This is a genomic window from Streptomyces sp. NPDC002520 (assembly GCF_053595235.1).
The window spans coordinates 80,999-105,726 of record NZ_JBSFXG010000013.1; the positions used below are offsets into that span (position 1 = coordinate 80,999).

Annotated in this window: 24 protein-coding genes; 7 read left to right on the forward strand and 17 right to left on the reverse strand. The window is 72.8% G+C overall.

Features of this window, described 5'->3' with window-relative positions:
- Positions 1-5 precede the first annotated feature (5 nt).
- Positions 6-821 (forward strand): ABC transporter permease, encoded by an 816-nt coding sequence (locus ACWD5D_RS19995; protein ID WP_451374042.1) that lies wholly within the window; start codon positions 6-8, stop codon positions 819-821.
- Between the two features lie 164 nt (positions 822-985).
- Positions 986-1,855: a DMT family transporter gene (locus ACWD5D_RS20000; protein WP_451374043.1), complete on the forward strand. Its 870-nt coding sequence runs from the start codon at positions 986-988 to the stop codon at positions 1,853-1,855.
- 152 nt (positions 1,856-2,007) lie between these two features.
- Here ACWD5D_RS20000 and ACWD5D_RS20005 read toward each other — a convergent pair whose 3' ends face one another.
- From ACWD5D_RS20005 to thiE, 6 genes are all read right to left on the reverse strand, one after another.
- Complete coding sequence (locus tag ACWD5D_RS20005) at positions 2,008-3,576, reverse strand: hypothetical protein (protein WP_451374044.1); 1,569 nt, start codon at positions 3,574-3,576, stop codon at positions 2,008-2,010.
- Positions 3,577-3,870: 294 nt separating this feature from the next.
- The gene (locus tag ACWD5D_RS20010; RefSeq protein ID WP_451374045.1) at positions 3,871-5,946 is read right to left on the reverse strand and encodes a xanthine dehydrogenase family protein molybdopterin-binding subunit; all 2,076 of its coding nucleotides are present in this window, start codon (positions 5,944-5,946) and stop codon (positions 3,871-3,873) included.
- The gene (locus ACWD5D_RS20015) at positions 5,943-6,422 is read right to left on the reverse strand and encodes a nucleoside 2-deoxyribosyltransferase (RefSeq protein ID WP_451374046.1); all 480 of its coding nucleotides are present in this window, start codon (positions 6,420-6,422) and stop codon (positions 5,943-5,945) included. The genes ACWD5D_RS20010 and ACWD5D_RS20015 overlap by 4 nt, the downstream gene beginning before the upstream one ends.
- Entirely contained in the window at positions 6,419-7,177 is a 759-nt protein-coding gene (locus ACWD5D_RS20020; protein ID WP_451374047.1) for a class I SAM-dependent methyltransferase, read from the reverse strand. The genes ACWD5D_RS20015 and ACWD5D_RS20020 overlap by 4 nt, the downstream gene beginning before the upstream one ends.
- Positions 7,178-7,189: 12 nt before the next feature.
- On the reverse strand, positions 7,190-8,200 hold the full coding sequence (locus ACWD5D_RS20025) for a thymidylate synthase (protein WP_451374048.1): 1,011 nt from the start codon (positions 8,198-8,200) through the stop codon (positions 7,190-7,192).
- 484 nt (positions 8,201-8,684) lie between these two features.
- Entirely contained in the window at positions 8,685-9,347 is a 663-nt protein-coding gene (gene thiE, locus ACWD5D_RS20030) for a thiamine phosphate synthase (RefSeq protein WP_451374049.1), read from the reverse strand.
- A gap of 91 nt (positions 9,348-9,438) precedes the next feature.
- Between thiE and thiO the strand changes: the two genes are divergently transcribed.
- From thiO to ACWD5D_RS20055, 5 genes are all read left to right on the forward strand, one after another.
- Positions 9,439-10,500, forward strand: coding sequence for a glycine oxidase ThiO (gene thiO, locus ACWD5D_RS20035; RefSeq protein WP_451374050.1), 1,062 nt, complete (start codon positions 9,439-9,441; stop codon positions 10,498-10,500).
- Positions 10,497-10,694 (forward strand): sulfur carrier protein ThiS, encoded by a 198-nt coding sequence (gene thiS, locus ACWD5D_RS20040; RefSeq protein ID WP_451374051.1) that lies wholly within the window; start codon positions 10,497-10,499, stop codon positions 10,692-10,694. Before thiO ends, thiS begins: the two co-directional genes overlap by 4 nt.
- A gap of 63 nt (positions 10,695-10,757) precedes the next feature.
- Entirely contained in the window at positions 10,758-11,618 is an 861-nt protein-coding gene (gene thiG / locus ACWD5D_RS20045; RefSeq protein WP_451374052.1) for a thiazole synthase, read from the forward strand.
- Positions 11,615-12,430, forward strand: coding sequence for a bifunctional hydroxymethylpyrimidine kinase/phosphomethylpyrimidine kinase (gene thiD, locus ACWD5D_RS20050; protein WP_451374053.1), 816 nt, complete (start codon positions 11,615-11,617; stop codon positions 12,428-12,430). Before thiG ends, thiD begins: the two co-directional genes overlap by 4 nt.
- Positions 12,427-13,179, forward strand: a complete 753-nt coding sequence (locus tag ACWD5D_RS20055; protein WP_451374054.1) for a tyrosine-protein phosphatase — start codon at positions 12,427-12,429, stop codon at positions 13,177-13,179. The genes thiD and ACWD5D_RS20055 overlap by 4 nt, the downstream gene beginning before the upstream one ends.
- A 13-nt stretch (positions 13,180-13,192) precedes the next feature.
- Here ACWD5D_RS20055 and ACWD5D_RS20060 read toward each other — a convergent pair whose 3' ends face one another.
- From ACWD5D_RS20060 to ACWD5D_RS20110, 11 genes are all read right to left on the reverse strand, one after another.
- Entirely contained in the window at positions 13,193-14,191 is a 999-nt protein-coding gene (locus ACWD5D_RS20060; RefSeq protein WP_451374055.1) for an FAD binding domain-containing protein, read from the reverse strand.
- A complete protein-coding gene (locus ACWD5D_RS20065) occupies positions 14,188-14,772 on the reverse strand; it encodes a (2Fe-2S)-binding protein (protein WP_451374056.1) in 585 nt (194 codons plus the stop codon). Before ACWD5D_RS20065 ends, ACWD5D_RS20060 begins: the two co-directional genes overlap by 4 nt.
- Before the next feature lie 237 nt (positions 14,773-15,009).
- A complete protein-coding gene (locus tag ACWD5D_RS20070) occupies positions 15,010-16,158 on the reverse strand; it encodes a sugar phosphate isomerase/epimerase family protein (protein ID WP_451374057.1) in 1,149 nt (382 codons plus the stop codon).
- Positions 16,142-17,572, reverse strand: a complete 1,431-nt coding sequence (locus ACWD5D_RS20075; RefSeq protein ID WP_451374058.1) for an alkaline phosphatase family protein — start codon at positions 17,570-17,572, stop codon at positions 16,142-16,144. Before ACWD5D_RS20075 ends, ACWD5D_RS20070 begins: the two co-directional genes overlap by 17 nt.
- Positions 17,569-18,738 carry a metabolite traffic protein EboE gene (gene eboE, locus ACWD5D_RS20080; RefSeq protein WP_451374059.1) on the reverse strand — a complete coding sequence of 390 codons (1,170 nt, stop codon included), beginning with the start codon at positions 18,736-18,738 and terminating at the stop codon, positions 17,569-17,571. The genes ACWD5D_RS20075 and eboE overlap by 4 nt, the downstream gene beginning before the upstream one ends.
- 3 nt (positions 18,739-18,741) lie before the next feature.
- Complete coding sequence (locus tag ACWD5D_RS20085) at positions 18,742-19,590, reverse strand: TatD family hydrolase (protein WP_451374060.1); 849 nt, start codon at positions 19,588-19,590, stop codon at positions 18,742-18,744.
- Positions 19,590-20,228 carry an EboA domain-containing protein gene (locus ACWD5D_RS20090; RefSeq protein WP_451374061.1) on the reverse strand — a complete coding sequence of 213 codons (639 nt, stop codon included), beginning with the start codon at positions 20,226-20,228 and terminating at the stop codon, positions 19,590-19,592. Before ACWD5D_RS20090 ends, ACWD5D_RS20085 begins: the two co-directional genes overlap by 1 nt.
- Positions 20,225-21,115 carry a sugar phosphate isomerase/epimerase family protein gene (locus tag ACWD5D_RS20095; RefSeq protein WP_451374062.1) on the reverse strand — a complete coding sequence of 297 codons (891 nt, stop codon included), beginning with the start codon at positions 21,113-21,115 and terminating at the stop codon, positions 20,225-20,227. Before ACWD5D_RS20095 ends, ACWD5D_RS20090 begins: the two co-directional genes overlap by 4 nt.
- Positions 21,112-22,140 (reverse strand): SCO3242 family prenyltransferase, encoded by a 1,029-nt coding sequence (locus ACWD5D_RS20100; RefSeq protein WP_451374170.1) that lies wholly within the window; start codon positions 22,138-22,140, stop codon positions 21,112-21,114. Before ACWD5D_RS20100 ends, ACWD5D_RS20095 begins: the two co-directional genes overlap by 4 nt.
- A gap of 5 nt (positions 22,141-22,145) precedes the next feature.
- Positions 22,146-23,270 carry an inositol-3-phosphate synthase gene (locus ACWD5D_RS20105; RefSeq protein WP_451374063.1) on the reverse strand — a complete coding sequence of 375 codons (1,125 nt, stop codon included), beginning with the start codon at positions 23,268-23,270 and terminating at the stop codon, positions 22,146-22,148.
- Positions 23,271-23,381: 111 nt separating this feature from the next.
- Complete coding sequence (locus ACWD5D_RS20110) at positions 23,382-24,728, reverse strand: ThuA domain-containing protein (protein WP_451374064.1); 1,347 nt, start codon at positions 24,726-24,728, stop codon at positions 23,382-23,384.

A 24,728-nucleotide genomic window follows, 5' to 3' on the forward strand; every position in this document is an offset into this window, starting at 1 on the left:
GCGCCATGCATCTCAGCCGCACCGCGCGCATCGCCCTGCGGGCCGGCGCCGTACTCGGCTTCGCGGTGATCTACGTGCCACTGCTTCTCGTCCTCGTCAACTCCCTGAACCCCGACCGCAGTGCGAGCTGGCCGCCGCCGGGGCTGACCCTGCACTGGTGGTCCGTGGCCGCCGGCAACTCCGGTGCGCGCGACGCCCTGTGGGTGTCGGTGAAGGCGGGTCTGGGCGCGACGGCGATCGCGCTGGTGCTCGGCACCCTCATCGCGTTCGCCGTCGCCCGGCACCGGTTCTTCGGCCGGGACACGGTGTCCTTCATCGTGGTGCTGCCGATCGCCCTGCCCGGCATCGTCACGGGCATCGCCCTCAACTCCGCCTTCAGTACGGTCCTGGCGCCGCTGGGTGTGGGTCTCGGGCTGTTCACCGTGATCGTCGGCCACGCCACCTTCTGCATCGTCGTGGTGTTCAACAACGTGGTGGCACGGCTGCGCCGGACGGCCGCGTCGTACGAGGAGGCCGCCATGGACCTCGGCGCGACCCCCTTCCGCGCCTTCGTCGACGTCACCTTCCCGCTGGTCCGCTCCGCCTTGCTGGCCGGCGGCCTGCTCGCCTTCGCCCTGTCCTTCGACGAGATCGTCGTGACGACCTTCACCGCGGGTCCGGGCATCGAGACCCTCCCCATCTGGATCTTCGGCAACATGACGCGCCCGCAACAGGCCCCCGTGGTGAACGTCGTCGCCGCCGTCCTGGTCTTGCTGTCGGTGATCCCGATCTACGCGGCCCAGCGGCTGTCCGGGGACACGGCGACGTCGAGCAGGGTGTGAGCGGGGCCCTCGGCGCGGCGGCGGACCGCTGTGCGCTGTTCGGCTGACGGAGGTCTTTCCACTGTTCGGCTGACAGCGGCCCGGCGGCGGGACGGCGGGGGCTTTCGTAGGCTGAGGGTGCCCGAGGCTCCGCTCGGAGGTGTACCCGCGGGCGGGAGGCGGTCGTGATCGAACTGGCCGCGGCGTTCGCCGTCGCGGGCGCGGCGAGCAACGCGGTGGGGACCGCGTTCCAGCGCAAGGCGGCCTCCGCCAGCACGCGCGGCGGCATCCGTCTGCTCGCGGATCTGGTGCGCCGGCCCGCCTGGGTCCTGGGCATGGGGGGCGTGATCGGCGCGGCGGTGTTCCAGAGCCTGGCCCTGGTCAACGGGCCGCTCGCACTGGTCCAGCCGCTTTTCATCCTCGAGCTTCCCTTCGCTCTGCTGGCCGCCGGGCCGATCATGCACCGGCGGATGCCCGGCTACGGCTGGTCGGGGGTCGTCGCCGTGGTGGCGGGCCTGGCCGTCCTGCTGGTCGCGGCGGCCCCGCACGGGGCCAGGGACCAGGCACCGCTCGTGCGCTGGATCCCGGCTCTCGTCCTGTGCCTGGGCGCGATCGCCGCGGCCGTCCTGCTGGCCGGGCGCAAGCCCTCCCCCGCCCGCCGCGCCGCCCTGCTCGCGGCGGCCTCGGCGATCGCCAACGCTCTCACCGCCGCCCTGCTGAAGTCGGCCTCGGGAACCTTCGCCGACCACGGCGGCATGGCGTTCCTGCGGTCCTGGCAGACGTACGGCTTCGCACTGGCCGGCGCCGGTGCCGTGCTCCTGCTGGAGAACGCGCTCCAGGCCGGCCCGCTGGTGGCCGCTCAGCCCGCCCTCACCATCGGCGACGCGGTGGTGAGCCTGGCCCTCGGCATCACCCTGTTCGGGGAGAGCGTCCGCACGGGCTGGTGGCTGGTTCCCGAGGCGTGCGGGGCCGTACTGATCGTCGGGGGTGTCCTGATTCTGAGCCGGGCCGTGCAGCACATCGCCGACCGGCCGCCCCGCGCCGCGCGAGCCTGACTCACGCGAGTCCGAACCACACGGACCGCAGTGTCACAACCGGCGCGTGCGGCCTCGCCGATGCCGTGCTGCCGCCGGAGCGCATGGGCGGGGCGGTGTCGAGCGGCCCGACGAGACGCCCGCCGCCCCGGGTTTCCCGATGCCCGAGCCGGTCAGGCGCTGGAGCCGAACGTCCGCGTCGTGTAGGCGCACTCCGTGTAGATGTAGCCGGACCGCAGCTCGGCGGTGTCCGAGGCGGGGGTGGCGGCGCTGCCGCGGTGCGACTTGTGCACGAAGTACGTGGTGCCGACCGGCAGACTGAGCGTGCGCTGCGGGTAGTTCTTGCCGCTGCTGCACGGTTTGAAGCCGATCCTGAGGGTGTCGGAGAGCGAGTACGCCTTGCAGCTGCCGCATCCCTTGAGGGTGAAGCTGCCGGTGACCGGGCCGGTGTAGAGCACGGTCACGTCGTCGGGGCTGTCGTTCTTGACCGTGACGGAGATGCTGCCGCCGGAGGCGGTGGTGGGCAGCTTCTTCCCGGCGGCCGGCAGGGTCTGGGCCACCTCGGCACCGATGGCGATCTTCTTGGCTCGCTCCCGGTTCCTGCCGTTCTTGTTGTCGGAGACGTACTGTTCCATGGTCTTCTGGGCCGCGTCGAAGTCGCCGTCCCTGTACTGGTCGACGCCGCACGCGTACTCCCCCGCGTCGCCGCTCCTGGCGGCACGGTCGGCGGACTTGACGAGGTCGCCCTTCGTGCTCCCGGCGGACGCCGACAGGTCGGTGATGCGGGTGTTGAGGTCGCGCAACCGCTCGACGGCGGTGCACGGCTGGTCCCCGTCGACGTCCTTCTCGGTGTTCCTCACCGCCGCGTCCACGGCGGGCGCGACCTTGCCCGCGGACGCGGACCTCGGGAAGGTGCCGAGCAGGTCGCCGAAGTGCGAGACCCAGTCCGCGCGGCCGCCGTTCAGTCCCTCCGAGCCGCACTCGTACAGCGAGGTCGCCAGCCGGTCGTCGGGCCACCGCGTCAGCGAGCCGAGCTGCTTCTTCGGCATGGTGCGGGGCACCGTGCGCAGGAACGTGAGCGGCTCGACGGCCTCGCAGTAGTCCTTGTGGCCGTAGGCCGCGCCGACGGTGGTGTAGTAGGTCCGCATGCGGTCGGGTATCCGATCGGCCGCGCGGGAGCCGGAGTGGTCGGCCGCGATTTCCCGGTAGACGTCCAGGGCCTTGCGGTAGTCGGCCCGTGCGGTGGCGAACCGGTGCCGGCCGCCCTTCGCCACCAGATCGTCGGCCCTTTCGAGGCGGTCGAGCAGCGCCTGCTGTACGGCCTCCTCGTGCGCGTCGTCGTACCACACCACGCCTCCCGCCGGTACGGCGAGCAGCAGCACGCCGAGCAGGAGGGCGAGGGGTGCGCGGCCCGGCCAGATGAGCCGCGTGCGCAGTGCGACGATCGCTCCGTGGACGGCGGCCAGCAGGACGAGCACCACATAGACGGTGAGTGCGGTCCCCGGGACGCCGTCGGCGTCGGCGGGCAGGGCGACGAACAGGAGGGCGACGGTCGCCGCCCAGCAGGCGGCCATGGGGACCCAGCGCCGGACGAGTGCGTACCCGAGGCCGAGGCCGCTGAGGTTGAGCACCGCGACGGCGGCCGCGCGCAGGCCGTCCGGCGGCGCGGGCGGCGGGGTCGACGGCATCGGTGGTATCGGCGGCACAGCGAACCCCTGCGGGCCGTACGGATTCCCGGACATGATGTGCTCCCCCGTCAACTGCCCCCGAAATACTGCGGACCGGCAGTGTACGGGCGTGGGCGCGGGCCCGACAGAGGGAGTTCGCGCAGCGCCCCAGAGGTGCGCGGGGAACTGCGCGACAAGCCACGACGGACCGGCAGATGACGCACCGGACTCCCAGCGGAGCGCTCCCACGCGGGCGAAGCTCGTCAAGGAGGCCGAGCAGTCTCTCGACGACTGGGAGGCGAACCATCGTGCCCGGATCGAGAAGGCGCTCAGGGAGAGCGGGTTCACCGGCCGAGTCCCGAACGCGGGTCACCCGTGCGGTTCGAGGAGTCTTCGCGGGTGCAGGGGCAGGCTTCTGTGGCGGACGCCGGTCGCGTGCCAGAGCGCGTTCGCCAGGGCCGCCGCGGTGCCTACGACGCCGATCTCGCCGAGGCCTTTGATGCCGACGGGGTCGTCCGCGAGCGGGTCGTCGAGCCAGTCGGCCTCGATGTGCGGCGTGTCGGCGTGGGTGGCGATGTGATAGCCGGTGACCGGGGTGCCGTGGGGGCCGTCGCGCAGGGCCTCTTCGTGGAGGGCCATGGAGAGGCCCCAGGTCATGCCGCCGATGAGCTGGCCGCGGGCCGTGAGGGGGTTGACGATCGTGCCGGCCGCGTAGATGCCGAGCAGGCGGCGGACGCGGATCTCGCCGGTGGCGGGGTCGACCGCCACCTCGGCGAACTGGGCGCCGAAGGAGTGGCGTTCGGCCGGGGGGAGGGCGTGTACCGCCTGGGTGGTGTCGGCGGTCACCGTCACGTCGTTCGGGGGCGTGGCGGTGAGCTGGTCGCGCAGGGACGCCGATGCCTGCCGCACCGCCCAGGACCAGGAGCGGGTGCCCATGGAGCCGCCCGCGAACATCGCGGGACCCAGGTCGCTGTCGCCGATGCGGATACGGATACGGTCCGGGCTCACCTCCAGGGCGTCGGCGGCTATCGACGTCAGTGCGGTGCGGGCGCCCGTGCCGATGTCGGCGGCGTCGATCCGTACGGTGAACGTGGCGTCCGGGTGGGCGGTCACCGTCGCGGTGGACGGGGCCACGTCGGCGGGATAGGTGGCCGCCGCCGTGCCGGTGCCCAGCAACCAGCGGCCCTCGCGGCGTCGGCGGGGGCGCGGGTCCCGGTCGGCCCAGCCGAAGCGGCGGGCGCCCTCGTCGAAGCAGGCGAGGAGGGCGCGGCCTGCGAAGGGCAGGGCGGAGAGGGGACCGCACGTCGGTTCGTTGCGGCGGCGCAGTTCGATGGGGTCGAGGCGGCATGTCTCGGCGAGTTCGTCCATGGCCGACTCCAGGGCGAAGGAGCCCGGCGCGTTGCCCGGCGCGCGCATCCAGGCCGGGGTCGGTACGTCGCGTCGTAGCAGGCGATGGATCGTGTGGTGGGCGGGGGCGGCGTAGAGGACGCGGGTGGGGGCGGTGCTCGGTTCGATGAAGTCGTGGACGGTGGAGGTCTGGCTGTCGGACTGGTGGTGCAGGGCGCGGAGGCGGCCGTCGTGGTCGGCGCCGAGGCGGATGCGCTGGGCGGTGGGGCTGCGGTAGCCGATGAGCGGCGGGAGTTGGGGGTGGGTGAGGGTGACGCGGACGGGGCGGCGGAGGGTGGTGGCCGCCATGACCGCCGCCACCTGCTGGGCGCCCAGGCCCTTGGCGCCGAAGCCGCCGCCGATGTGCTCGGAGCGTACGCGGATCGTGGCCGGGGGGAGGGAGAAGAGGGCGGCGAGGTCGCGGGCGACCCAGGTGGTGCCCTGGTTGGAGTCGGTCACTTCGAGGCGGTCGCCCAGCCACCTGGCCGTCGCGGTGTGGGGTTCTATCGGGGTGTGGTGGTGTTCCGGGGTGCTGTACCACTGGTCGATCGTCACGGCGGAGGCGGCCAGTTCTGACTCCAAGTCGCCCTTGTGGGCTGCCGGATCGACCCACGGGTCCGTAACCGGGGTGTGGGCGGCCGGGTCGTCCGGGGTGAACGTGACGTCGTGCGGCGTCTCGTCGTAGGTGAGGTGCAGGAACTCGGCGGCGGCTACGGCCTGTTCGCGGGTTTCCGCCACGACGAGGGCCACCGGCCAGCCGGCGAAGGGGATGCGGTCGTGCTGGAAGAGGGCGAGGACTCGGGGAGCGCCGAGGGGGCTGATGGCGTCGGTCTTCAGGTGGGGGGCGTTGCCGTGGTGGAGCACGGTGAGGACGCCGGGCCGGGTCAGGGCCGGGGTGGGGTCGAAGGTGTGGACGCGGCCTCGGGCGACGGGGGCGAGGACGAGATGGCCGTAGGCGAGGCCGGGGACAGGGAGGTCGGCGGCGTAGCGGGCGGTCCCGGTGACCTTGGCGCGGCCCTCGATGCGGGGGCGGGGGGTGCCCACGGACGGAGGGGTCATCCGAGGGTGAGGCTGCGGTCCGCCGCGCGGATCCGGGTCATCACCTGGGTCGTGATGTCGGTTTCGGCGGGCAGGGTCACGTAGTGGACGTCGGCGACGGTGTGCAGCCCCTGGACCAGGAAGGCGTACTCCGCGCCCTCTTCCAGGAGGAGCACGATCGGTTTGCCGAGGGCGGAGGCCCAGCCGATCTCGATGTGGGTGCCTGGGGACGCGGGCGCACCGGGGAACGCCACGAAGACGTCGCTGGCGCGTATCTCGTCGTAGTCGAGGCGGGTGCACTCGTCGGGGGTGAGGAAATCGGCGCCCCAGCCCTCGCGGCGGTGGGCGTTGTAGACCTCGTAGCCGTCGGCTTCGAGGGCGTGGATGAGGGACTCGAATCTTGTGCGGAAGCGGTTTTCGAGGACGCCGGTGTCCTGGCTGACCAGGGCTTTGAAGGGGCCGGCGAGGAAGACGCGGCGGGGGGTGTCGTCGGTCAAGGCTTCACTCCGGTCACGATCAGGAAGGGCGGGGTGGTCGCCTCGGCGGGCTCGGGGGTGTCCAGCAGGGTGCCGCGCACGGTCCCCGGATCCGCTACGTCGTCGAGCAGCGGTTCCGTGAAGGTGATCGCGGCGAAGCCCGCGTCGGTGAGGACGTCCGCGTAGGTCTGGCGAGGCCAGTGATGGTCGATCAGTTCCAGTACGTTCCCGCCGGGTTGGTGCAGGAGGACGCGGCGGTGTTCGCCGGTGAGGTAGTGGCGGCCGGGGTCGCCGGACCGGAAGGTGGTGAAGGGGACGCCGGTGGTGTCCGGGTTGGTGTCCAGGATCGTGTAGCGAGCGCCGGGGCGCAGGACGCGGTGGACCTCGGTGGTGATCGCGCGGATGGTGTCCAGGTCGGGGATGTTGATGAAGACGTAGGCGGACAGCGCGGCGTCCATCGAGTCGGCGGGCAGCGGCAACCGCGCTTCGGTGAGCAGGTGGTAGTGGATTCTGGGGTGGGGGCGGCGGGCTCGGGCTATCCGGAGCATGGGGGCGGAGATGTCGGCCGCCGTGACCTCCAGGTCGCCGTACTCGTCGGCCATCCGGAGGGCCACCTTGCCCGGTCCGCAGCCGTAGTCCAGGACGCGGGTCACGTCGGGGTCGCCGAGGCCGAGCCGGGCGAAGACCTGGGGGTAGCCGAGGATGCGTTCGGGCAGGTCGTCGTAGGCGTCGAAGCCGTCAGCGACGGTGGCGGAGTCGTACCAGTCGGTTCCCATCCCTCTCCCCCCTCAGCGTACCAACTGGGCTGTTAGCGAGGCTAGTTCACGTGAACGCCAGGACGTGACGAACCAGCGGTGCGGTGGCGTGAGGGCGGCCAGGAGGTCTTCGTCCACCGGATCGTCGTAGCGCAGGCGGCGGTACAGCTCGAAGAGGAGCAGGACCTGCGCCCAGTAGGCGGGCAGGCCGAGGCTGCCGGTGTCGTGGCCGAGGTGGTGGCGGTTCTGGCGCAGGGCCTCTTCGTGGTGCAGCACCTCGCGGATGTAGGGCCAGTTGTCGCCGTCCGGCATCGTGGGGAAGCGGTGCGCCGGGGGTTCGGCCGACGCGGGATCGGCGAGGACCTCGGCGGCGCGGTGGGCGTCGGGGTCGTAGAGGTGGAGCGAGCCGGCCAGGTGGGTGTAGCCGCCCAGGCGCAGGCCGAGTTCCCTGGCCAGTACTTCCTGGAGGAAGGTGAAGGAGAAGACGTCGCTGCTCATGCCGCGATAGACGTCGTTGGCGCGCATGAAGCCGACCGCGTGCAGGGCGCCGTCGCGGGAGAGGAACTGCAGGCCGAGGGTGCAGGAGACGTCGGGGTTGCCGGGGACGGTCAGTTCCTCACCCCGGAAGATCTGGACCACGGCGCGCTTGCTGTCCGGGTCGGTGCGCAACTCGGAGGTGACGGAGGCCCATTGGCCGGTGCGACGGTTGCCGGTGTCGCCGAAGAGGGCGCGGCCGTAGGCGGTTCCGGTGAGGCGGATGCCGTCGGCGGAGTACTTGCGGATGCTGGGGGCGTAGTACGCGATGAAGTCGAGGTCGTCGCGGCCCGCCAGGTACCAGAGGGCTTCGGCGTAGTTGAAGACGATGTTCAGGCGGCGGGCCGGTATCAGGGGGGTGCGTTGGGAGGCGTCCGTCAACTGGAATCGGATGCCCAGCTGTTCGCGGCTGGGGAAGCCGCGTGGGGCGTTGCGGTAGGCGGGGTCCTCGACCAGTCCACGCAGGAGGGCCGGGTAGGCGTGGTGGAACGAGTCGAACTCCATCTCCATGGGCACTCCGCAGGTCGTCGCCGGGTGTTGGGGCCGGGGCAGGGGGAACGAGAGGGGGATGGTGCTGTGGCGTGGGGTCGTGGTGCCCAACGGGTGGTGTGGAACGCCGGGTTGAGCGGGCGCTGGGTCCGTGGCCGCCGGGTTGAGCGGCACTCCGGGCCGGTTCCCGGGATTCAGGGCCGTCCGGTTCGTGTCGCTGGTCTCATCCGGCGTCCGATGGCTGTCGCCTCGCCGGGTCTCGGCGGCGACCGGCGGATGCAGCCGGTGCAGCGGCGTCCGGTGGGAGCGGGTAGTCGGGACGGCTGTGGCGACGGCGAAGGCTGCGGTGACGGCGGGTCGCATGCCCATATCCCGTCCAACGCGCCATGGAACTGCCCCTTTCGGGTGGCCATCCGCCATCCGCCAGCCGCACCTGGCGGCTCACCATACCCGGCAGTGAGCGGCCTCACCAGTGGACCACGGGCGTCCCACCGCGCTACGGCAGTCAGCTCAGCCGGGCCTTGAACGCGGCCGCCGCGCGCTCCGGGTCCGGGGAGGCGTTGATCGCGCGGACGACGGCGATCCGCCGGGCACCGGCGTCGAGGACCTGGGACAGCCGGTCCTCGTCGATGCCGCCGATGGCGAACCAGGGCCGTTCCGGGGCGACTTGGGCGGCAATGCGGACGAGGTCGAGACCGGCGGCGGGGCGGCCGGGCTTGGTGGGGGTGGGCCAGCAGGGACCGACGCTGAAGTAGTCCAGGCCGGGCTCCTTCGCTGCGGCAGTGGTCTGCGCGGGGTCGTGGGTGGAGCGGCCGATCAGCACACGGTCGCCGACGATACGGCGGGCGTGGTGCAGAGGCAGGTCGTCCTGGCCGAGGTGCAGAATGTCCGCCCCGGCGGCCACCGCGAGGTCCGCGCGGTCGTTGACGGCGAGCAGCGCACCGTGGCGGCGGCAGGCATCACGCAGGACCGCGAGGGCGTCCAGCGCCTGCGTGGCCTCCAACGGGCCGTAACGGCGCTCCCCTTCGGAACCTTTGTCGCGCAACTGGAGCACATCGACGCCACCGGCGAGGGCGGCATCGGCGAAATCAGCCAGATCCCTGCTGTCCCTGCGGGCGTCGGTACACAGGTAGAGTGCCGCCCTCGCAAAGCGTTCACTGATCGTCACCTGACACAACGTAATCGGTTGTTCCACTTCATGGCCACGTTTCGACCGTACGGAGCGGGATATTCCTTCCTCGGGAAGGAGACCGAACGCTTTGTTTTCTCGCCGTCTGAGTGTCGTGGGCGCCGGAGTTGTCGGCCTGTCGGTGGCCTGGCGGGCAGCCGCCGCGGGGTGGTCGGTCAGCCTGTACGACCCGTTGCCCGCGCGGGGTGCGTCCTGGGTGGCCGGTGGAATGCTGGCCCCGCTCACCGAAGGGTGGCCCGGGGAGGAACACGCGCTGGAGCTGGGCACCGAGTCGTTGCGGCGCTGGCCGTCCTTCGCACGGCAGTTGAATGCGGCTGCCGGGCTGGACCCGGGGCTGCGGACCGAGGGCACGCTGGTGGTGGCGGTGGACTCCGCCGACGCCGGGGAGCTGCGGGTGCTGGCGGAGTGGCTGGCGAAGCGCGGTCGCCGGGTGGCGGCCGTGGAGCGGCGTGAACTGCGGCGGATGGAGCCTTCGTTGGCGGGCGGCATCCGGGCCGCGCTGGATGTGCCGGGTGATCTGGCGGTGGACAACCGTGCTCTGCTCGCGGCGTTGGAGGCCGCATGTGTGGCCGCGGGGGTGCGGTTCGTGGCCGAGCGGGTGGACGATCTCGCCGCGCTGCCGGGCGATCAGGTGGTGCTGGCGGCGGGCCGCGGGTCGGCCGCGCTGCATCCGCTGGCGCGGGTGCGGCCGGTGAAGGGCGAGATCCTGCGGCTGCGGGCGCGGCACGGGGCGCCGGCCCCACCGGGGCGGACGGTGCGGGGCGTGGTGCACGGGCGGCATGTGTACCTCGTACCGCGCACGGGCGGGCTGGTGGTGGGGGCGACGCAGTACGAGGCCGGGGACGATCTGGAGGTCACGGTCGGCGGGGTGCGTGATCTCGTCGCGGACGCCGAGGCCGTGCTCCCGGCCGTCGCCGAGTACGCGCTGATCTCCGCCGACGCCGGGCTGCGGCCCATGACTTCGGACAACGTTCCGCTGATCGGGCGGGTCGACGGCACCACCGTCATCGCCACGGGACACGGGCGCAACGGACTGCTGCTCGCGCCGCTGACCGCCGACGCCGTGCTCGCCGAACTCGACGGCGCACCACTGGCCGTGGCCACAGCCGCCGACCCTGGGAGGACATCGTGAACGTCGTCGTCAACGGGGAGCGGCGGGTGGTGCCCGAGCGGTGCACCACGGCCCGGCTGGTGTCGGCGCTCGGGCTGCCCGAGCGAGGGATCGCCGTCGCGGTGAACGGGGTGGTGGTGCCGCGCGCGGACTGGCACACGCCGCTGACGGAAGACGCGGCGGTGGAGGTTCTGACGGCGGTGCAGGGTGGCTGAGACATGGCGTTCCCCCGGCCCGGTCGGGGGCGCCCTGCCAAGAGATACCAACGGGAGTGCACGGTGACTGAACCACTGGAGATAGCCGGTCGAACGTTCGGGTCGCGGCTGATCACCGGGACGGGCGGCGCGGCGAACCTCGCTGTGCTGGAGCGCGCCCTGATCGCGTCCGGTACGGAGTTGACCACAGTGGCGATGCGCCGCGTGGACGCCACGGGAGCCAATGGGCTGCTGGAGCTGCTGCGGCGGCTGAAGATCACCGTATTGCCGAACACGGCCGGTTGCCGGGGCGCGGCGGAGGCGGTGCTCACGGCGCGGCTGGCGCGGGAGGCGCTGGAGACCGACTGGGTGAAGCTGGAGGTCGTCGCCGATGACCGCACCCTGCTGCCGGACGTCGGTGAACTGGTCTACGCCGCCGAGCAGTTGGTGGACGACGGGTTCACCGTCCTGCCGTACACCACGGATGATCCGATCGTGGCGCGGCGGCTGGAGGACGCGGGGTGCGCGGCCGTGATGCCGCTGGGGTCCCCCATCGGTACCGGGCGGGGGATCTCCAATCCGCACAATCTGGAGATGATCGTCGAGGGTGCGGGGGTGCCGGTGATCCTCGACGCGGGGATCGGTACGGCGAGCGACGCGGCGCTGGCGATGGAACTCGGGTGCGACGCGGTGCTGTTGGCCACGGCGGTGACGCGGGCGGTCGATCCGGAGCGGATGGCTCGGGCGATGGCGGCGGCGGTGAGTGCGGGGTATGACGCGCGGCGGGCGGGGCGGATTCCGCGGCGGTTCTGGGCGCAGGCGTCCTCGCCCGGACTGCCCGAGGAGGGGGCCGCCCTCTCCTCCGGCCCGGTCGGCTCCTCCCCCGGCCTGGCCGATGGCGGACCGGGCTTTCCCGCCGATCTGCCCGAGGAGGACGCCTCGTGATTCCTGTCGCGCTCACCATCGCCGGAAGTGATCCGAGCGGCGGCGCCGGGATGCAGGCCGATCTGAAGGTGTTCTCCGCGCTCGGCGCGTACGGCACCTCGGTCGTCACCGCCCTGACCGCGCAGAACACCGTGGGGGTGCGGTCGGTGCGGCTGCTGCCGCCGGAGTTCCTGGCCGAGCAGATCGACACACTGTTCGAGGATGTGCGGGTCGACAGCGTCAAGGTCGGCATGGTCGGTGACGCGGCGACCATCCACGCCGTAGCGGACGGCCTACGACGTCACCGGCCCGCCACGGTCGTACTGGACCCGGTGATGGTCGCCAAGAGCGGCGACCGGCTGCTGGCCGCCGATGCCCTCGACGCGCTGCGGACCAGGCTGCTGCCACTGGCCGACCTCATCACCCCCAACCTGCCCGAGGCCGCCGATCTGCTCGGCGTCGCGCAGGCCGAGGACGAAGACGCCATGCACGCCCACCTGCGTAAACTCGCCGAGCTCGCACCGCGCGTGCTGCTGAAGGGCGGGCATCTCGACGGGCCGGACAGCGTCGATCTGCTACTGGAGGACGGACGCACGACCCGGTTCAGCGCGCCCCGCGTGAGCACGCGCAACACGCATGGCACCGGGTGCGCGCTGTCGTCCGCGATCGCGGCGCTGCGCCCGCAGCGGGACACGTGGGCGCGGACGGTCGGTGACGCCAAGGACTATCTGACCCGTGCGCTGGTCCACGCCGACCAGCTCGACGTGGGGACGGGGCACGGGCCGCCGCACCACTTCCATGAGTGGTGGCCGGGCGGGGGTGCGCGTCCGTGACCGTGCGGTTCGTGGCGGCGGACGGGTGCTTCAACTTCCGTGATCTCGGGGGCTATCGCACCTCGTGGGGTACGTCCGTGGCGTGGGGGCGCTTGTACCGGGCCGACGCGTTGCATCGGCTCAGCCCTGGCGGTCGGGCGGTGTTCGACGGGCTGGGGCTGGCGAGGGTGCTGGATCTGCGAACGGCTCAGGAGGTGGCGCGGTCTCCGTGGACGCCGCCGGACGCGTGGGCGGGTGAGCGGCGGCATCTGCCGCTGTTCACCCGGGTGCCGGACTGGACGGGTACGGCGCCGGAGGTGCTGGAGGGGCCCGGGTTCGCCGCCGATCACTACTGGGACGTCCTCGCGGAGGGCGGCCCTGCCCTGCGAACGGCCATCGAGACGGTGGCCGCGCCCGGCGGGCTGCCCGCCGTGTTCCATTGCGCGGCCGGGAAGGACCGCACCGGCATCCTCGCGGCGCTGGTGCTGCGGCTGCTGGGGGTGCCGGCGGAGGTCGTGGCCGACGACTACGCCCTCAGCGAGCGGGCCACCGCCCGGTGGGAGGCCTCGGTCGTCGGGGGCGGGGATGACGACACGAAGGCGACGTGGGCGTATGTGCCGCCGTCGCTGATGCGGGCGGACCGGGCGACGATGCTCGCGTTTCTGGAGCGGGTGGACGCGGAGTACGGGTCGGTGGAACGCCTCGTGTCGGGGATGGGGATCGGGGTGGCGTGCGTGGATGCGCTGCGGCGCGGGCTGACGGAGGGGTGACGCGGAGTCCCTCTCAGGCCGGCGGCTCCGTCTCGCCGAGCGCCGTCAGTTCCGCCACCACCAGGTTCCGGATCAGCGTCACCTTGTACCCGTTGTCCGGCAGCGGGCGGGCCGCCGCGAGTTCCGCTTCCGCGGCGGCGGCGTACGACGCGGCCTCGGCCGGTGCCCCGACGAGCAGCCGCTCGGCCTGTCTGGCCCGCCAGGGCCGCGACGCCACCCCGCCGAACGCCAGCCGCACGTCGGCTACGACGCCGTCGCGGACGTCGAGTGCGGCGGCGACCGAGCCGATGGCGAACGCGAAGGAGGCCCGCTCACGGACCTTCCGGTAACGGGAGCGGGCGGCGACCGGCGCGGGCGGGAGGGTGACGCCGGTGAGCAGGGCACCCGGCGGCAGGGCGGTCTCGCGGTGCGGGGTCCCGGCCACCGGGAGATAGAGGTCGGTCAGGAGCAACTCCCCCGGTCCGTCCGGTGATTCGTAGGAGACCGTGGCGTCGAACGCCGCCAGCGGCACGGCCATGTCCGACGGGTGGACGGCCACGCAGTGCGCCGACGCGCCGAGGACGGCGTGGTTACGGTGTTGTCCGCCGTTCCGCGCGGGGCAGCCGCTGCCGGGTACGCGCTTGTTGCAGGGCAGGTTCACGTCGGTGAAGTAGGCACAGCGGGTGCGCTGGAGGAGGTTTCCGGCGACGGTGGCCGCGTTGCGTATCTGGCCCGAGGCACCTGACAGTAGTGACTGCGCCAACGCCGGGTAGTGGCGGCGGACTTCGGGGTGCGCGGCCAGGTCGCTGTTGGTGACGGTGGCGCCTATGCGGAGGCTGCCGTCCGGGGCGGATTCGATCTCATTCAGCGGGAGTTGTCGTATGTCGACGAGATGTGCGGGGCGCTCCACTCCCGTCTTCATCAGGTCGGTCAGGTTGGTGCCGCCGGCGAGGTAGCGGGCGTCCGGGTCGCCGCCGTGCAGGGTCAGGGCGGTGGTGACGTCGGGGGCCTTGTCGTAGGCGAACTCCCTCATGGGGTGGCCTGCTCGGCGGCTTCCCGGGCGGCCTCTCGGGCTGCTTCCGCGATGGCGCGGACGATCGGGACGTAGGCGCCGCAGCGGCACAGGTTGCCGCTCATGCGTTCGCGGATCTCGTCGTCCGTGAGGGGCAGCGGTGATGCCTCGGGGTGGAGGTCGGCGGTGGCGGCGCTGGGCCAGCCTGCCGCGTGTTCTTCGATGGCGCCTATGGCCGAGCAGATCTGGCCGGGGGTGCAGAAGCCGCACTGGTAGCCGTCGAGTTCGAGGAACGCCTGCTGTACGGGATGCAACTGACCGTCCGTGGCGAGCCCTTCGACGGTCGTCACCGCACGGCCGTCGGTGGCGACGGCGAGTTGGAGGCAGGACAGGGTGCGGCGGCCGTCGAGCAGGACGGTGCACGCGCCGCACTGCCCTTGGTCGCAGCCCTTCTTCGTGCCGGTGAGGCCAAGGTGGTCGCGGAGGGCGTCGAGGAGGGTCACGCGGTGGTCGACGGCGGGGAGGATGTGCGGGGCGCCGTTGACGGTCAGGGTGAGGGGGCTGTGGGTGGGGTGGGGGTGGTCGTCGGCTATCGGAACCATGTGCCGCCATGCACCCTCTTTCGACCATCCGGAACAGGATCCAGAACCAATCACATCCGCCGAATGATCACAAGGCTCCCCCGTCAACTGCCCCCGAAATACTGCGGAGGGGCAGTATACGGGCGTGGGCGCGGGCCCGACAGAGGGAGTTCGCGCAGCGCCCCAGAGGGGCGCGGGGAACTGCGCGACCAGCCACGTCGGACCCGCGGATGACGCATCGGATGTCCAGCCGAGCGCTCAGCGTCGCAGGGCGGACATGTTGCGGTAGCCGATCGCCGCGTGTTCCAGGGACTGGCCCGGGTTGGTGGTGCTCGGGGCGTTGTCCTGTTCGACCATCGGGTTGTGGTAGTTGCGGTGGCCCACGCGGGAGAAGAAGGTGCGGTAGTCGATGACGCCGGTACCGAACGGGACCATGTCGTAGCCCATGCCGTTGGTGGCGTTGACGACGCCGTCCTTGGCGTGGAACAGCGGGTAGCGCAGGTTGTGCCGGGTGACCAGGCCGGCGGGGTCGAAGACGTTCGTCTGCGTGGAGCCGTCGTGGGCGGTGTAGCTACGGAACTTGTACTGGGCGACGTGGGCCCAGAAGACGTCCATCTCCAGCCAGATCAGCTTCGGATCGGTGATGGACAGGAAATACTCCAGCTTGCGGATGCCGGAACTGCGGGTCGGGCGGCCCTGGGCGTCCAGGGGACCGCCGTCGAGGAGGAATCCGTAGGCCGCGTCGTGGTTGTGGGTGTAGAGCTTGAGGCCGGCACCGCGGGCGAGCTCGCCGAGCGCGTGCCACTTGTCGGCGGCCACGTCCCAGTCGGACTTGTAGGAGCTGCTGGTGGGGTCGCCACCGGTGCCCATGTGGGCCATGCCGAGGATGTTCGCGATCTCCAGGTGCTTCTTGAAGGTGTCCAGGTCGGCGCCGGTCAGGGGCCAGGAGCCGGGGATGAAGCCGTGGTTGCCCTGGGCGCGCAGGCCGTTGTCGTCGAGCCAGCGGCGCAGCAGCCGGGCGCCTTCCACGGACTCCAGGCTGCCGCCGCCGGGCGCGCCCGGATGCTGGCCGTAGCCCGCGAACTCGACCTGGCGGTAGCCGAAGCGGGCGAGCTGCTCGAACACGGCGCGGAAACCGGAGGGGAGCGTCGTGGACAGGGGGTCACGGCCGATGGCGTCGCGGACCGTGTAGAGGATGATGCCGCGCCTGTCCGCGGGGACGAGGGCCTGGCCGTTGGCGGTGCCCTCGGCCGCCTCGGACCGCGGTGCGGCGTGGACGGGGCTCGCGCCGAGGACCGGCGCGGCGATCGCGCCTGCCGCGACGGCGGTGCAGGTGCTCAGGAAGCGCCGGCGGTCAATGCCGAGGCTGTGGCGCAACTGGTCGTCGGTGTCATGCGTGTGGGTCACGAGTGCCTTCTTTCGTACGGGTGTCGGTGCCGAGACCGGCGAGGTGGAGCAGGAGTGACTTCACGTCGGTGGCCGCGATGCGGTCACCGACGGCGCGGGGGGTGGAGCACAGCAGGAGCGGACCGTCGTCGTCGCTCGTGGGCAGGCGGCCGTGGCTGCCCCGGATCGGGGCCGGATCGAGGGGGACGACCGCCATGCGGTAGCGCAGCCCGAGCTTCTTGCGGGCGAGCGCGGTGGCGGCCTTGACCTTCACATAGGGGTCGAGCGGGTCCATGAACAGCTCGACGGGGTCGTAGCCGGGCTTGCGGTGGATCTCGACCAGGCGCGCGAAGTCGGGGGCGCGGGCCTCGTCCAGCCAGTAGTAGTAGGTGAACCAGGCGTCGGGTTCGGCGATCGCGACGAGTTCGCCGGCGCGCGGGTGGTCCAGGTGGTGCGCCTTCTTGCCCGCGTCGTCGAGGAGCTGCTCGATGCCGGGCAGTGAGTCGAGGGCGGCGCGGGTGGCCGCGATGTCCTCTGGGCGGCGCACGTAGACATGGGCGATCTGGTGGTCGGCGACCGCGAAGGCCCGGGAGGCCATCGGGTCGAGGTACTCCATGCCGTCCTGCGTGTGCACCTCCAGCAGGCCGGCGCGGCGCAGGGCGCGGTTGATGTCGACGGGCCGGCTCACGCGGGTGATGCCGTACTCGGACAGGGCGACGACCGTACGTCCCTGCGCGCGGGCGTCGTTCAGCAAGGGGGCCATGGCCGTGTCGAGGTCGGCGGCCGCCTGCAGGGAGCGCGGGTCGTCGGGGCCGTACCGCTGCAGGTCGTAGTCGAGGTGGGGGAGATAGCAGAGCGTCAGGTCGGGCTGCCTGGTCCGGAGGATGTGGCGGGTGGCGTCGATGATCCAGCGGCTGGAGGCGAGGTCGGCGCCCGGGCCCCAGAAGCGGAACAGCGGGAACGTGCCGAACTTCTCGTGGAGTTCGTCGTGGAGGGCGGGCGGCCGGGTGTAGCAGTCGGGTTCCTTGCGTCCGTCGGCGTAGTAGACGGGGCGCGGGGTGACGGTGATGTCGGTGTCGGCGCCCATGGCGTACCACCAGCAGATGTTGGCGACGGTGTAGCCGGGGTGGACGCGCCGGGCGGCGTCCCACAGCTTGTCGCCGGCGACCAGGCCGTTGTGCTGGCGCCACAGCAGGACGTCGCCGAGTTCGCGGAAGTACCAGCCGTTGCCGACGATGCCGTGCTCGGCGGGCAGGGTGCCGGTGAGGAAGGTGGACTGGGCGGCGCAGGTGACGGCGGGCAGGACGGTGCCGAGGTGGGCACGGGAGCCGGAAGCGGCCAGGGCCTTGAGGTGGGGCATGTGCTCCAGGAGCCGCGGGGTGAGGCCGACCACGTCGAGGACGAGGAGCGGGGTGGGTCGTACGGGCCCGGTCATGGCAGTTCCTTCAGGCCGAGGTCGGTCAGCAGATCGCGGGCGAGGGCGAGTTCGGCGGCGATGCCCTCGACGAGCCGGTCGCGGCCCCGGGGGCGCAGCGCGGGCGGCAGCGTCTGCCAAGTGTAGGTCTCGACCTCCAGGTGGCGGGTGAGCGCGGCCGGTCCGCCGACGAGCCGGGTGAGGGCGGTGCGCAGGACCGGGAGCGTGGAGGTGAGGGGTGCGGCGGGGTTCGCGTGCAGGGGGACGTGGAAGTGGGCGCGCCAGGGTGCGTCGGCGGGGAGGCTGTCCCCGTCGAGGGCTTCGGGGAGGTCGTCGGTGCCGCTGAGGCCGGTCGGGGTGAGCGTGCGGGTCTGGTGCAGGAAGCGGGGCTCGGCGAAGGCGGCGAGGGCCGTCCGGACGTCCGGCCGGCCGGGATGTTCGGCGTGCAGGGCGGCCGACAGCTGTGACTTGACCACCGGGATCCGGGCGTCGGCGAGCGCGTCCAGGGCCGCTTCGGGCTCCTCGAAGGAGGTGGCGAGGTGGCAGGTGTCGACGCAGACGCCGAGGCGCGGGTGGCCGAGGGCGGTCAGCGGGGCGAGGGCGTCGCCGGTGGTCTCCACGGTGCAGCCGGGCTCCGGCTCCAGGCCGACCCGGATCGAGCGGCCGGTCAGCGCTGCCAGCGCGTCGAGGCGCTCGGCGAGGGTCAGCAGGGCGCGGTGCCCGGCGCGGGCGCGCTCCTCGCTCCAGGCGGTGCGCCAGCCGAACGGCAGGGTGGAGACGCTGCCCTCGGTGACGTCGTCGGGCAGCAGCGCGGCCAGGATCCGGGCCAGGGCGGTGGTGTGTTCCAGGCGCTCCGGGTCGGCCCAGTCGGGCTTGTACACGCGGTACTTGACCTCGTCGTCGCCGAATCCCTCGTACGGGAAGCCGTTGAGGGTGACGACCTCCAGGCCGCGCCGGTCCAGCTCGCGGCGCAGGTCGCGCAGTGCGGCCGGGTCGGTGTCCAAGGTGCGGGCCGCGTCGCGGGCGAGCCACAGGCCGATGCCGAGGCGGTCGCGTCCGAGGCTGCGGCGCACGGGTTCGCAGTGGTCGCGCAGTTGGGCGAGGACTCCGTCGAGGGTCTCGGCGGGGTGGACGTTGGTGCAGTAGGCGAGGTGGACGGTCGTACCGTCGCGGTGGCGGAAGCGCATCGCTCACTCCCCGCCGCGCAGCAGGGAGTTGCCCTCGTGCGTGGCCCCCGGTGAGGAGACCTCCAGGTCGAGGCGGCCGCTTTGGCCGTAGAAGGCGACGGGGTTGCGCCACAGCACCCGGTCGACGTCGTCCGCGGTGAAGCCCTCCACCAGCATCAGGTCGGCGACCCGGCGGGTCTTCAGCGGGTCGCTGTGCCCCCAGTCCGCCGCGGAGTTGACCAGCACCCGCTCGGGGCCGTGGGCGCGCAGGATCTCCACCATGCGACGCTCGTCCATCTTGGTGTCGGGGTAGACGGAGAAGCCCAGCCAGCAGCCGCTGTCCTTGGCCTCCTTCACGGTCGTCTCGTTGAGGTGGTCCACCAGGACCCGCTCCGGCGCCAGCGCCGACTCGCGCAGGACGTCGAGGGTGCGGCGCAGTCCGGCGAGCTTGTCGCGGTGCGGGGTGTGCACGAGGGCGGGCAGGCCGTGGTCGGCGGCGAGCTGGAGCTGTGCGGCCAGTGCCGTGTCCTCGGCGGGGGTCATGGAGTCGTAGCCGATCTCGCCGACGGCGACGACCTGGTCCTTGACCAGGTAGCGGGGCAGCTCGTCGAGGACGGGGCTGCAGCGGGGGTCGTTCGCCTCCTTGGGGTTGAGGGCGAGCGTGCAGTGGTGGGCGATGCCGTGCTGGGCGGCGCGGAAGGGTTCCCAGCCGAGGAGGGAGTCGAAGTAGTCCAGGAAGGAGGCGGGCGAGGTGCGGGGCTGGCCGAGCCAGAACGACGGTTCCACGACGGCGCGGATGCCGGCGGCGCGCATGGCCTCGTAGTCGTCGGTGGTGCGGGAGGTCATGTGGATGTGCGGGTCGAACAGTCGCATCAGGACTCCTCGCTGGTCTGCGTGGTGGCCAGGGCCAGGACGCGGTCCAGGCCGTCGGGCACGGGGCGGCCGGCGGCGGTGCGTTCGGCGGCGTAGTCGGCGAGCATGCGGGCGAGTTCGGCGTCGCCCCGCGCCCGTTCGTCCAGGCCCGCGACCGTGTCGACGGGCACGCCGGTGAACAGGCACTTCAGCACGGCGTGCCGCCAGGCGTGGACGTCGAGGTGGCGGGCGGCGTAGGGGCCGAGGGCGGCGGCGACCAGGCGGGTGTCGTTGGTGCGCAGGGCGTCCTCGACCAGGGGGACGGCGTCGGGGCCGGGTACACGGTGGGGCAGGGCGTACAGGACGGCGCGGCGTTCGGCGGCGGTGCCCTGCCGGTAGACGCGGGTGAGGGCGGCGGTGTCGGCGCGGGCCGCGTGCAGGATCAGGACGCGGACGGCGTCGGCGTGCGCGCTGCCGCAGCGGCGGCCGGCCTCCGCCAGGCGCAGCTCCCACACGGAGATCGGCCCGTGCCGGCCGGGGTGGGCGGCGGCATCGTCCAGGGCCTGGTGGAGCCAGGCACGGGCGGCCGGGTCGAGGCTGGTCTCCAGGTGCTCGCGCAGGGCGTCCGGATCGGTCTCGGCGACGGGCGGTCGCGTCATGGAGTGCTCCCTTCTGGCACGGCGGCCGGGATGCCGGTGGCCGCGCGGCGGAGGAACGGCAGGGAGGTCTCGGCGTGCCGGGGGCCGGCGTGGGAGTGGCGGGGCAGTTCGACGACGGTCAGACCGCGGTAGCCGATCGCGGCGAGGGCCGCGAGGACCGGCGGGAAGTCGATCTCGCCGTCCCCCAGCGGCAGGTGGTCGTGGACACCGCGCCGCATGTCCTCGATCTGGACGTGCCGCAGCCAGGGCGCGGCCGCGCGAACGCAGTCCGCGGGCGGGAGCGGTTCGAGGCACTGGCAGTGGCCGATGTCGAGGGTGAGCCCGAGGGCGGGCGGGTCACCGAGGAGGCGCCGCAGGTGGTGGAAGTCGGCGAGGGTGGCGAGAAGGTGCCCTGGTTCGGGCTCGATCGCGAGGGGGATGCCGGCCTCGGCGGCGGCCGCGATGACGGGAGTCAGTGCCTCGGCGAGCCGCGGCCAGGCCGTGGCCGCGTCACAGCCCACCGGGACGATCCCGCTGAAGCAGTGCACCGCGTGGGCACCGAGGTCGGCTCCCACCCGAACCGCCCGCAGGAGCAGGTCCACGCGGCGGGCGCGGGCCCCCGGGTCCGGGTCGAGCAGCGACGGCCCGTGCTTGCGGCGCGGGTCCAGCACGTAACGGGCGCCGGTCTCCACCGTGACGTCGAGCCCGAGCGCGTCCAGCCGACGGGCGATCCGCCGGGTGCGGGCGGTCAGGTCGGGGGCGAGCGGGTCCAGGTGCATGTGGTCGAGGGTCAGACCGACGCCGTCGTAGCCGAGGTCGGCGAGCAGGGCGAGGGCGTCGTCGAGGCGGAGGTCGGCAAGACCGTTGGTGCCGTAGCCGAAGCGGAGGGCGCTCTCCTGGGCTGTCATGTGACGCTCACCCGCCGCGAGAACCGTCGGGCGGCCGCGGTGAGGGCGACCGTGCCCAGCGCCGTCGCGGTGGCCCCGGCGCGGGCGGCGAGGGCCGCCTGCAGCGGGATCGTGGCGCCGATGCCGGCGCCGACGGCGCGCTGGGTGAGCGGGGGTGAGGGGTTCAGGGCCGCGTGGGCGTAGGGGCGGCCCGTGGCCGTGGCGTAGGTGAGCGCGAGGGCGGTGGTGAGGAACCCGGCGTTCCGGCCGGGCAGCGACCGGGCCAGGGCGGCGGTGGTGGCCAGGGCGGCGAGAGGGGCGAGCGGGGATCCGTCACGGGTCTCCTGCCGGGAGACGGTGGTGACCGCGAGGGTGTGGGTGCCGAGCAGCGCTGCCGGGCCGAGGGCCGGGCGAACGCCTCCACCGGTGGCCGCGGCGCCGAGGAGCAGATCGAGACCACGAGCGGCGGCCATCGCTCCGGGACCGGCGGCCGTGCGCTTCAGCACCAGGTCGTACGACCACACGGTCGCCGCGAGCGGCACCGCGACCGCCAGCGCCTGGCGCCCCGCGCGTGCGGCCAGGGCGAGGCCGCCGGCCGTGAGGGCGCAGGCCGCGGTGAGGGCGGCGGCCGGGCCGACCCTGCCCGACGGAAGGGGCCGGTGCGGGCGCTCGACGGCGTCCTCCGCACGGTCCGCCCAGTCGTTCAGGGCCATCCCGGCCTCGTACAGGCACAGCGAACAGCCGACGGCGAGCAGGGTGCGGCGGTCCGGGCGGACGGCGACGGCGGCCGCTCCGGCGAGGGCGTCACCGGGGACGGTGAACAGGGCGGGCAGGCGCAGGAGTTCGGCCCAGGCGCGCAGGGCCGCGGAGGGCGCCTGGCGCACCGGGGCAGTGGTGTGCAAAGCCGCCTTGTCGCCAGGCCGGTGGCGAGGGACCTCGCCCGCCTGTGCGGGGGCGGCCTGCGGCCCCGCCTCGGCTCGCGCCGGTCCGGTGCCGGTGCCGGTGAACGACGCGGCCGTACGAAGGAGTTCGGCCCACACTCGCATGCGGCTCACCTCGCCTCCCCCGAGCCGGCGGCGAAGCGCACCAGTTCCGCGTACTGCTCCGCCAGTGCCGCCGGTGCCTCGCCCATCGGGTCCTTGAAGTAGAAGGCCAGTTCGGCGAGCGGGCCGGTGCGGCCGATTTCGTGGGCGCGGGAGGTGAGGCGGGCCAGGTCGAGGACCAGGGGCGCGGCGAGGGCGGAGTCGCAGCCCTGCCAGGTGGTCTGGAGGACCATGCGGGTGCCGAGGAAACCGTCGAAGGCGATGTGGTCCCAGGCGGTCTTCCAGTCGCCGAGCGCGGGCACGTCGTCGATGTGGACCTCGCCCTCGGGGGTGGTGCCGAGGGTGTCGGTGAGGACGCGTTCCTTGCCGGCGTTCTTGGCCGCGGCGGCGGCCGGGTCGGCGAGGCTGGCGCCGTCCCCGCCACCGAGGAGGTTGGTGCCGGACCAGGCGCGGACGCCGAGCGCCCGCTGCGCGAACATCGGGCCGAGGACCGAGCGGAGCAGGGTCTGGCCTGTCTTGCCGTCGCGGCCCGCGTAGGGCAGTCCGCTCGCCGCGGCGAGCGGGGCGAGTGCCGGGTGGTGCAGGCCCGTGGAGGGGGTGAAGTTGACGTAGGGGCAGCCGGCGCGCAGGGCGGCTGCCGCGTAGAGGGAGCTGGGCGGGAGCCCGGGGCCGGTGGGGGCCGGTTCCGTGGAGGCGACGTTCACCACGACGGCGCGCGCCAGGCCGTGCCGTCGCACGAAGTCCTCGATGTCGGCGGCGAACGCGGTGATCAGCTGCTCCTCGTCCCGCGTGTCGCCGGGGAGCGGGCCACCGGGTCTGATCTCCCGGTCGGCGCCGGTGAGTTCGGCCGCGACCGCGGCGGGCAGGCCGGGCGGGAGGACTCCGCCCGCGGCGAGCTGCTCGGCGCGTTTGGGCAGGGGGCAGTCTGTGGTGTCGTGGCCGCCGAAGACCAGCGAGGACAGGGCGGGCAGACCGCGGCCGGTGAAGGCGGGCGTCTCGGTGACCAGGCCGGTCGGCGGGCGCAGGCCCGCGGTGACGGCGGCGCACCCGGTGACGGCGGTGGTGGCGACGGAGCCCCGGGCTCCGATCAGCCAGACGCCGACGCGCGGGGGGCGGGAGAGAGACGCGGACATGGGCAGCCTCCTTGTCCCGGGCCGTGAGCTCCCGGAGGGAATGGCGGTGGGGGTAGAGAGATGGGGGTGGAGACGGCGGGCGGGGGTCCGGCGTCCCCCGCCCGCCGCCGTTCAGTCGCCCTTGGCGGGCAGTTCCTTGATCCGGACGTCACGGAAGGACACCTGGTCGTCGGTCCCGTGGTTCTGCAGGCCGATGTGTCCGTCGGTGAGGCTCCGGGCCGGGTCGGTGTTGGTGAAATCGTTGATCTTCACACCGTTGAGCCAGACCCGCAGACGTTCTCCCTGCACGCGGATCTCGTAGGTGTTCCACTCCCCCGGCGGGTTCAGCGCCCGGTCGCGCTTCTTCAGGTCGGCCGACCGGAAGCCGTAGACGGCCCCCGTGGTCTTCGCGGGCACGTCGGTGGCGTCGATCTGGATCTCGTAGCCGTTGTTCACGGCCGACCAGGGGTCGTCCGAGGGCGGGAAGCCTACGAACACGCCCGAGTTGTCGTCACCGGCCACCTTCCAGTCGAGCTTCAGCGAGTACGAACCGAAGTCCGACGGGGTGTACCAGAGCATCCCCAGGCCCCCGTGCGACGTCAGTGTGCCGTCGTCGGACAGGGTGAAGCCGCCCGGGCCCGCCTGCCGCCAGCCCTCCAGCGAGGCGGCCGACCCGTCGAAGAGCCGCCGGTAGCCGTTCTCCGGGCGGCAGTCGGCCTGTGTGTCGCCGATGGCCCAGCGGATGCCGCCCAGCAGATGCTGCCGGAAGGCGGGGTCCGTGTAGGACTCCTTGGTGTGGCCTTCGCCGGTGTAGAAGGCCCGGCCTCCCTGGTAGTTCTGGCACCAGGCGATGGGGTGGTCGCCGTTCATGGTGCCGCCGCTGTACGACGATTCGTCCAGGGAGGCCAGGACGTGGGCGCGTTCGCGCGGGTTGGAGCGGTAGTTGTACCACTCGTCCGTGCGGTCCCAGGTCATGCCCAGGTGGGCGGTGGCCGGGTGGCCGCGGTCCTCCACGTTCACCCTGGCGGGCTGGATCGCGGGATGGTTCTGGAAGTAGGCCCCCGCGAGCCCTCCGTAGAACGCCCAGTCGTACTCGGTGTCGGCGGCCGAATGGACACCGACGTAGGCGCCGCCCTGGTGTATGTAGCCCTCGAACGCCGCCTGTTGGGTGTCGTCGAGCACGTCACCGGTCGTCGACATGAAGACGACGGCGTCGTAGCGGCGCAGGTTCGCACCCGTGAAGGCGCCGGCGTCCTCGGTGGCATCGACCGTGAAGCCGTTGGCCTCGCCGAGTTGCTTGATCGTGGCGATGCCGTCGGGGATCGAGTCGTGCCGGAAACCGGCGGTCTTGGAGAAGACCAGGACCCGTTTGGCGTCGGCCTTGGCGTTGCCCGAGTCGGACACGGCGGGTGCCGTCACGCAGCCGAGGAGCAGGGCGGCACCCAGAACTCCGGTGGTGATTCTTCCGGTTGATCGCAC

Coding starts and splice junctions, on each gene's coding strand:
- ACWD5D_RS20005 (WP_451374044.1), bottom strand. CDS start 3,576: ATGTCCGGGAATCCGTACGGCCCGCAGGGGTTCGCTGTGCCGCCGATA.
- ACWD5D_RS20085 (WP_451374060.1), bottom strand. CDS start 19,590: ATGCGACTGTTCGACCCGCACATCCACATGACCTCCCGCACCACCGAC.
- ACWD5D_RS20025 (WP_451374048.1), bottom strand. CDS start 8,200: ATGGAGATGGAGTTCGACTCGTTCCACCACGCCTACCCGGCCCTCCTG.
- ACWD5D_RS20010 (WP_451374045.1), bottom strand. CDS start 5,946: ATGACCCCTCCGTCCGTGGGCACCCCCCGCCCCCGCATCGAGGGCCGC.
- ACWD5D_RS20065 (WP_451374056.1), bottom strand. CDS start 14,772: ATGGTTCCGATAGCCGACGACCACCCCCACCCCACCCACAGCCCCCTC.
- eboE (WP_451374059.1), bottom strand. CDS start 18,738: ATGCGCTTCCGCCACCGCGACGGTACGACCGTCCACCTCGCCTACTGC.
- ACWD5D_RS20020 (WP_451374047.1), bottom strand. CDS start 7,177: ATGGGAACCGACTGGTACGACTCCGCCACCGTCGCTGACGGCTTCGAC.
- ACWD5D_RS20100 (WP_451374170.1), bottom strand. CDS start 22,140: ATGCGAGTGTGGGCCGAACTCCTTCGTACGGCCGCGTCGTTCACCGGC.
- ACWD5D_RS20105 (WP_451374063.1), bottom strand. CDS start 23,270: ATGTCCGCGTCTCTCTCCCGCCCCCCGCGCGTCGGCGTCTGGCTGATC.
- ACWD5D_RS20095 (WP_451374062.1), bottom strand. CDS start 21,115: ATGACAGCCCAGGAGAGCGCCCTCCGCTTCGGCTACGGCACCAACGGT.
- ACWD5D_RS20090 (WP_451374061.1), bottom strand. CDS start 20,228: ATGACGCGACCGCCCGTCGCCGAGACCGATCCGGACGCCCTGCGCGAG.
- ACWD5D_RS20060 (WP_451374055.1), bottom strand. CDS start 14,191: ATGAGGGAGTTCGCCTACGACAAGGCCCCCGACGTCACCACCGCCCTG.
- ACWD5D_RS19995 (WP_451374042.1), top strand. CDS start 6: ATGCATCTCAGCCGCACCGCGCGCATCGCCCTGCGGGCCGGCGCCGTA.
- ACWD5D_RS20075 (WP_451374058.1), bottom strand. CDS start 17,572: ATGACCGGGCCCGTACGACCCACCCCGCTCCTCGTCCTCGACGTGGTC.